The following is a 5,759-nucleotide window of genomic DNA, read 5'->3' on the forward strand; positions in this document are numbered from 1 at the left end:
AGTCCAGGTCCGATTTCAGAAAGGTGGAAACAGCATCCTCCGGAGAGCAGACAATGGGCCAGCCGTGCAGATTGAAGCTGGTGTTCAGGACACCGCCAAAACCCGTCAGTTTTTCAAATTCGCTCAAGAGCCGATGGTACTGAGGGTTGTGCTCTTTTTTGACAAACTGGGGCCGCATGGTGAAATCATAGGGGTGCAGTGCCGCGATCAGGTGCTCCCTGGCCAGTTCAGTGGAGTCAAACCCCATGACCATATGGTAGGCTGGAATATCCTTGTCAATTTTCGCGTAATCATGGCGCCGTTCCCACAGAATGGATGGGGCAAAGGGCATCCAGAAATCCCGCATTTTGATGGCGGCGTTCAGTTTTCTGATATTCTGCAGCCGGCTGGCATTGGCAATAATCGAACGGTTCCCGAGTGCCCTGGATCCCCATTCCATACGGCCAGACATACGGCCGATAATTTTATGATCCGCCAGCAGGCTGGCTGATTCCTTTTCAATATCGTCCGATTTTTTATACTCTATTTTTTCCTGGTATCGGAGCAGTGTTTGTTTAATCTCTTCACTGGCGAAATTCGGGCCCCAGTATAAATTATCCAGCGGAGAAATTTTGGCCCGCGTTGCTGTTTCCTTTTGCCGGCCATATTCCCACAGGGCGGCACCAAGGGCACATGAGTCATCACCGCATGAGGGCATAACAAATATATCTTCAACGCTGTCGAGTTCCATCAGCAGTTTATTGGCCTTGATGTTCATGAAGCAACCGCCCGCCACGGCAATATTATGAACGCCAGTCTTGTTTATCCAGCTGTCTACGAAAGGAACAAGTAATCTTTCGTGAAGTAGTTGGACTCCAGCTGCTACAGCGTCAAATCTATGGTCTGCCAACACAATTTTCAGGTAACTGAGCAGACTGTTCCCCCAGAGTTTTTTTTGATTAATGAAAGAGAGGTTGTCATCCGATAACCGGATGCATTGGTGGAGAATATCAAAAACCCTTTCACTGTATTCGGTAGCGCAGTATGGCGCCATTCCCATCAGTTTGAATTCATGTTCCCACGGCTTCATGGCAAGATACTGGGTAACCCTGCTGTAGACGATACCTAGGGAATCAAATGAAGAGATATTTTTTAATCGTGTCCAGTTTCCGGATTCATCAACTATTGAAACGGTTCCAGATAACCCGTCACCTGAACCGTCAAGGGTAAATACCAGTGTTTTGTGACTGTTTTGGTAAAAGTGAGACAGGTAGTATGCGGTCGCGCCATGTGCCTGGTGGTGTTCCACCAATTTTACCTGCCTGACTGGTAAGTTTAGGGAATGGAATTGTTCTGTTAATGTTTTGTCAAGGAGTCGTCTGTTTTTCCCTTGGTTGACGATAAAATTGATAATTTTGCGTGGATCACCTGGATAATATTTAATGAATTCAGGAAAGAATTTTTGCCTCCCCGTCTGATACTCGTTTATGGTGGTGAGTGGTTTGAGATAACCTACAAGGGCTATGATGTCTATATCTGATGGATTAAGAGCCTCGTTTTCCAAAATGAGTTTTACTGCAGCAACTGGAAATTCTCCCTGCCCTTTGATTCTTCCGAGTCGTTCTTCGGATATGGCAGAGGTGATTTTTCCATTGGTGAGAAGGCAGGCAGTAGCCGTATGTCCATCGTGTATTGCCAATATGTTCATAGTTCTTCCCAGTCAAAGACGGAGATATTTTTTATCTCGGATGAAAAGTCAATGCCGACCAGGAAGATATTTTTTTTCTGATCAAGATATTTCTCCTGGTAATTCATGGCCCTGATCTGCTCCAGGGCCGAACCGCCACCGTCCACTTTGAACTCCAGAATATAAATATTTTTTCCGATGGCGATGGTCAGGTCGATACGGCCCCTGCTGGTGACATCCTCGGCGAAGATGCGCAGACCAAGGCTCGCGAGATAGGCGTAAATAACACTGGCAAAATAGCCCTCGTAGCTGGAGATAGTGTTGTTGACATAGTTGTTGTAGGGGATGGAAGCGAAAAGACGGGTAAGGGTCTTTTCAAAAATTTCAATGTTTCCCTCCGTCAGGCAGGAAAAAATTTCGCTCTGGAAATCGGCCTTTTCACTTGTCTGACCCGTGAGATAATCAAGAATAAAATCGTTGAACGAGGATTTTGTTTCAAGATTGGGGAAGGAAAGCACATACATGGTGACCGCGCCCGACTTCTGTTCTTCTTTGATCGTCAGGTATCCCGCCTGGAAGAGTATCGGTTCCAGGCGGATGTTCTCGATATCAAAGTTGTTGATCAAAGAACTCCCCACCCGCAAGTACTGGAGCCGGGGGATAAAATAATTTTCCCGTTGGATGAGCTTGATCAGAAAGGTCGGGGTGCCGGTGGCGAACCAGTAGTTGCTGAATTGAAAATCATTCTTGATAAAAAGCAGTATATCAAAGGGGTTGTAGACCGGTTCCCCGAGAAAATTATAGCCGTTGTACCATTCACGCACCTTGTCCATATCGATATTTTCAAGATGGCGGGCGAAGACACTTTCCAGGTCGTTCTGGGTATAGCCGCAGATGGTGGCAAAATTCCTGTTCAGGGTAATGTCTTCAAGGTTGTTCAGACCGCTGAAGATGGAGACCTTCGCGAACCTGCTGACCCCGGTGAGAAAGGCGAACCTGATAAATTCATCACAGTCCTTGATGGTGGTGTAGAGATCCCTGAGGAGCTCTCTTGCCTCCATGGCCATCTCCACCTGGTCGAGGTTATCGAGGATGAGCTTGTCATATTCGTCCACCAGGATGACGGCTTTCCGGCCGTAAAATTGATATGATTTTTTAATCAGTTCCCTGAAGCAGCCTCCGATATCGGTAATATCACCGCATTCCACTTCCAGTCTTTCTCCGTTTTCCCGCAGGATATTATAAATATCCTGTTTCATATCCGCCACATTACGGGCAACCCCGGCAAAGCTGATCTTGATTACCGGATAACAGATATCCCAGTCCCAGCGATGCTCGGCACCAAGACCGGTAAAGAGCTCCTTTTTTCCCTCGAACATGGCCTGGAGGGTGGAGACCAGAAGGCTTTTGCCAAAGCGCCGGGGGCGGGAGAGAAAGAAATATTTTCCGCTGTCAGCCAGGTCGACCGCCATACCGGTTTTATCGACATAACTATATCCCTCTTCGATGATTTCGCTGAATGTCTGGATACCGATGGGCAGTTTCTGTTTTTTCATAATCTTTCCCAGGCAAATTTTCTGAGCCTACTCATTTAAAAACAATTTTGACAACATTTTTAATCCATTATAACATAAAACGTTTGCTGCTTAAACAATCGAAACATCAAATTGAAGAAAACGGAGTCTTATGAAGGGTGAAAACGACGGGTGTTTTGCATCCCGGCATCTTTTTTTTATTCTTGGCCTGATTTTCATAGCTGGGGTCGCCGTTCGCTGCGAAGATCTTCGGGTGTGGGCGAATCATCCGGAAGCCGGGTTTTATCAGGGTGCGCCATTGCTTACCAATGTAGATGGCTATTATTATCTTCGCATGGCTGAGGAGCTTGTGAAAGGCACGTATTCCAGAACGGACGGACTTCGGGTTGTGCCGGATTGTCCGGACAGATCGTCAATCCCGCCATTTATTTCCGTGATTGCGGCGGTTGTTCATAAGTTGACGTCTCTTCCGCTGCGGTGGGTGGCTGTCCTGGTCCCTGTGTTTCTTGGACCAATTCTGATTTTCCCTCTCTATGGTATCGGTCGGAGTTTTGGCGGGCAAATAGCCGGAGTGATTTCGGCTCTGGCCGGAGTGTTGTCCTATACCTATTTCACCCGCACCTCCGTCGGCTGGTATGATACGGATTGTCTCAACGTGACATTGACGCTTGCCGCCATCTATTGTTTTCTTCGTTTTGGTGAGAAAAAGGATGGAAATAGATACCGGTTTCTCGCGGCAGGTCTGTTAAACTGGTTTGTTTTTCTCTGGTGGTGGGATACCACCCCTTTTGTCGCTACCCTGTTATCTCTTATCCCCCTGGCGATAGCTCTCTTGTTTTACTATCGGCCACCCCGCAGCTTACGTGTTCCACTGGGTATATTTGTTTTGCTGGTCCTGCTGGTGGTCGTCGTCTGGAAAGGCGAAAGAATATATGATTTCCTGTATAGTTCATTTTCAGGAGTTTTCAGTTATCTCCTGCAGGCGGAAACCGGGCCGTTTCCTAATATCAGTCAGGTTGTCGGAGAACAGCGCGAACTGAAATTTATTGAGGTTGTCCAGGGGGTGACGGACAGCTATCCCCTTTTGCTGCTTGGTTTTGCGGGAATTATCTGGCTTGTCCTGGTCAATCCCAAGAGATCGCTCTTCCTGGCACACCTGTTTTTTTTGAGCCTGGCCGGGATGATCTGGGCCCAGCGGTTTCTGATTTTTCTCGCTCCTGTGTTTGGTCTGGGGATCGGTTTTCTGGCGGCCAGGCTTTGGATGTTTCGGCAGCGGCTGAGGATATTCACCGTCGCCGTGCCGGTGTTGGTGGCTTTGTTAGCCGCAATTATGGTGCAGGCCGATATTCGTCATCTGGGTCGTAGCATTCATGATCCCGCCTTGTATGACGGATTTCGATATATCAAGAACAATACACCGGAAAACGCGGTGGTATGGGCCTGGTGGGACCTTGGGCATCCGCTAATTTATTGGTCACGGAGGGGAACTATCGCGGATGGGGCTTCCCATGGTGGCGCGCAGTCGGTCTATGGGTCGATACCTTACGCGACTGACAATCCAAGGCTGGCGGCAAATTTTATTCAGTTTTATGTCGCCCATGGTCGTGCCGGAGTGGAGCGGTTTGCCGAAGCCGTGGGTAAAGGGTTTGGATACGGGGTTGAGTTTTTGAAAAAGGTGCTGGCGTATTCCCCGGAAAAATCGGCCTGTTTGTTACAGAAAGCAGATCTGCGGGCAGTAGGTTCTACGGACAGCATTGATGAATGGCTGGCTTTTCTCTATCCGTCGGAAGGACGGCCTGTCTATTTCTTCCTGGACTATCGGTTAGGAATGATGGCCTATTGGTGGTATTGGCTGGGGACCTGGGGTATATCCGACCATCGTGGTCTTCACTCGCGAATCATGCCTTTTTATAAGGTCGGCATGGATGAGGATGGTGCCACCAATCATAAAGATTTTTACGCGGACTTTCGAACCGGAAAGGTGATTCTCCCTGCCATGAAAAAGAATCTGAGGTCACTCTCAGTCTATGATCAATCCGGCCTGGTAAAAAGAGTAAAATATCATCATGATGCCATGGCTCATCTGGAAATTTATAAACCCGCCTTTTACGCGCTTCTGCTCAGGGAAGATATTCGGGAATCGCTTTTTAACCGTTTTTTTCTCCGCCATGAAAGCAGCAGGTTTTTTCTGCCGCTTAAGTTGAAAACACCGGTTTATCAAATTTACAGGGTCGCTGGAGACCGTTATGTAAGAAAGAATGGTTGACATAATACGTCAATTGATTGACAAAAAATGTCAGTTGGTCTGGGTGGGAAATTGTTTTATTTTCTTTTGCAAGTATAGTTAGCTGGAATTGCACGGGAAAAAAATATTCTGTTTTAGTTAAGTTCAGGCTTGGATTGTGCATAAGTATTGCTGAATTGTCTTTGATGAGAAAACTCATCGGATTATTAAATTTTATTTTGGAGGAAGTTATGTTACGTCGTATGAAATGTAAAGCAGACGAAAAAGGTTTCACCCTGATTGAGTTGATGATTGTCGTGGCGATTATCGGTAT

4 protein-coding genes are annotated in these 5,759 nt (G+C 47.1%); 2 read left to right on the forward strand and 2 right to left on the reverse strand.

Features of this window, described 5'->3' with window-relative positions:
• Together ACXLDX_RS11965 and ACXLDX_RS11970 are read right to left on the reverse strand one after the other, a co-directional pair.
• A partial coding sequence (locus ACXLDX_RS11965; RefSeq protein ID WP_457577417.1) for a carbamoyltransferase C-terminal domain-containing protein occupies positions 1-1,687 on the reverse strand: 1,687 nt, incomplete at its 3' end.
• Positions 1,684-3,222, reverse strand: a complete 1,539-nt coding sequence (locus ACXLDX_RS11970) for a PD-(D/E)XK nuclease domain-containing ATP-binding protein (protein ID WP_457577418.1) — start codon at positions 3,220-3,222, stop codon at positions 1,684-1,686. The genes ACXLDX_RS11970 and ACXLDX_RS11965, both read right to left, overlap by 4 nt.
• 130 nt (positions 3,223-3,352) lie before the next feature.
• Between ACXLDX_RS11970 and ACXLDX_RS11975 the strand changes: the two genes are divergently transcribed.
• Both ACXLDX_RS11975 and ACXLDX_RS11980 read left to right on the forward strand, forming a co-directional pair.
• Positions 3,353-5,467: an STT3 domain-containing protein gene (locus ACXLDX_RS11975; protein ID WP_457577419.1), complete on the forward strand. Its 2,115-nt coding sequence runs from the start codon at positions 3,353-3,355 to the stop codon at positions 5,465-5,467.
• A 221-nt stretch (positions 5,468-5,688) separates the two neighbouring features.
• The coding region (locus ACXLDX_RS11980; protein WP_457577420.1) for a type IV pilin protein at positions 5,689-5,759 on the forward strand (71 nt) is incomplete at its 3' end.

It is taken from the genome of Desulfomarina sp. (assembly GCF_054039375.1).

Bases quoted from the DNA above. Each gene is read 5' to 3' on its own strand.
- ACXLDX_RS11970 (WP_457577418.1), bottom strand. From the start codon at position 3,222: ATGAAAAAACAGAAACTGCCCATCGGTATCCAGACATTCAGCGAAATC.
- ACXLDX_RS11975 (WP_457577419.1), top strand. From the start codon at position 3,353: ATGAAGGGTGAAAACGACGGGTGTTTTGCATCCCGGCATCTTTTTTTT.